Source organism: Ruegeria sp. HKCCE4148, from assembly GCF_017872495.1.
GTDB lineage: Bacteria > Pseudomonadota > Alphaproteobacteria > Rhodobacterales > Rhodobacteraceae > Ruegeria.
Genome location: NZ_JAEDOS010000024.1, coordinates 1 through 2275 on the forward strand (window position 1 = coordinate 1; position 2275 = coordinate 2275).

The 2275-nt window shown below is 51.6% G+C and carries 2 protein-coding genes; both read right to left on the minus strand.

The window, feature by feature from the left end:
* Nucleotides 1–90: 90 nt before the first annotated feature.
* Nucleotides 91–1485, minus strand: a complete 1395-nt coding sequence (locus I9187_RS21840; RefSeq protein WP_209940347.1) for a primase-helicase family protein — start codon at nt 1483–1485, stop codon at nt 91–93.
* A gap of 265 nt (nt 1486–1750) precedes the next feature.
* On the minus strand, nt 1751–2275 hold a 525-nt coding region (locus I9187_RS21845; protein ID WP_209940348.1), incomplete at its 5' end, for a hypothetical protein.

Consider the following 2275-nt stretch of genomic DNA (forward strand, 5'->3'; position numbering starts at 1 on the left):
CCCTCGAAAGGGCCTCCTCGTAGTGGGTGTCCATGATGTACTGCAACCAGATTTCGCAGTCGTCTCTCAAGAAGAAGTGCTGACCATCCATCATATGATCTCCACTTCGTCGAACCGGCTGTCACCAGCAATGTGATCGTTGATGCTCACTGGCTCAAAGTCAGGACCATGGATTTTACCCCGCTCGATCCAATAGCCGGACTTAACCCAAATCGCGCGTTGATAGTCTTTGCCACCCCACTTGGCCTTGGTCTTCTGCCAGTCCAACTCATCCATGAGGTGCTTGGTTTGGTTGATGTTTCCTTTGAGGTTCGTCTGGACGAACTCAACCACTCCCGCTTCAGGCAGGGCGACGAGCCCACTAGCATTCAGTTCTTCCTCCAACCGATCAACGATGGTGTCTCGGCTGGTCTGATGCAGGCGTTCCATGGTCGGGGTCTGATGGTCAGCGATGTTAAGGCTCTTGGCGCTGAATTCTTCGGGCAGTTGTCTCTGCATCAAGGCATTATAGACACGGGCCACGTTCGCCGGATCATCAAGGAACTGATGAACCTGACCGACGAGGTTCGAAAACTCATTGGCGCGAGAACCTCCAGATCGTCCGTCATGATTTACGTCCATTACGAGATAACGCCGCTCACCCTCGCCGATCCATGACGGCCAGATGTTCGAGGTGAACAAGAAGCAGCAAGACTGCTTGGCGCGTTCAGCTTCAATCCCTTTCCGCTCAATCAGTACGTAAGGGTCTGTGATGAAGGTCTTGATTGCGTTTTCCTGCGGCGACCCCGGCTTGATTTGGGTCTCCTCGCAGACTATCAACTTGCTCGTCAAAACCGTGGCGTTGAACTGCTGAGTGAGTTTGTTGACATTGTTCGGCGTGACCGTGTTCTGGGGGCCGAACAGTTCAGTGAGGATCCGGCCCATGGTGCTTTTCCCAGTACCTCTGCCACGCGAGTACAGGAACGGTGCCCAAGCAGGCTTTTCTCCCTCGTTCTGAAGGCTCCATGCCAGCCAGTTCAGGAACTGCTCTCGATCATGGTCAAGCTGAAAAAACTCATCGAAGAATTGCCCGATGATGCCAAGCTCCGAAGAATTGATCTTGAGTTGCCGATATTCAGGTTCAACCCACGTATTGGCCGCGACTGCGCCCCGCGATTTTATAAGTCGACTTGAGTTTCCAGCTTCGCAGATAGCCGTCCCATTCCAAACCTGAAAGGATCGCTCGACGTCGGTATGTTGTGCTTCGATTAACAGGGTAAACAGGCCTTTTACCAGTTCCTTGCTCAGTGGAACGTCGGAATACTCGTCTCGTACCCGGTTCAGGATCATCCGCTCTACGTCGTTTCGCGATAGCGGCACTCCGAGATTCTCCACGTCGAAGAACTTGTTATCTCTGCGAACGATCTGGTCGCCGAAGGCCTTGGCCAGACGTTGAACTTGTTCGGTTACCTCCGTTCCAGTTGCAGGTTTATTGTTATTTTGCATTGATGGTTATCTCCCATCATTGATGCTCCTAGCTTAGCCACGCACCCCGTATCAGGAGAGGGCTGATTAAGCCTTTTCGAGGGGCTGGCACTAGGTGCACAATCGCGTTCTTCTCTCCTATAGAGTGCCCTGGAAGAATTTTCGGCCTGAAAGTGGCTTGAAACCCCTTATTTTTATGGCAAAAACGGCCATCTGGGGATCGTGGCTTGTTTTTGGCTCATTTTGATCGAATTTGGCTGCTGAAATTGGGGAAATTGACTCTGTTTCAGGTGCTGTCTCGATCCATCACGAGCATCACCACTCGCGCCGCGTTCATAAGGTTATGATACTGATCGCCGAGGCCAGTTTGCCATTTTGAGCCATGTACCAGATTGCAACGGAGTCGATACGCTATCAGGACTAACGCTCCGATTTTCTCGGCAGGTAGGTTCGAATGACCCGCGAGGACATCTAGAATTCTCCTACTTGATACATCGTCTTGGTCAACCAGAAGTTCATAATGATGCGTGGGCTGCCCACCGCGTATGTACCGATGCTGAAAATAATCCAGATACGGCTGGTACGGGGTGAAATCGGCGTTCTGGGGCAACCGGTCAATGAAGGTGATGACATCATCGCGACTGCCACTTGCGTTGAGATGCCTTTGATCAAACAAACTGAAAACCAATATAAAGTGATAGACATTGGCCTTCACTTTCGGAGGCACATCGGCAAAGGCCGGTTGATGGTGCTGGAACCATGATTCAATTTCGGCAATATCATCTCTGACCGTCATGTGCAGCCTCCATAC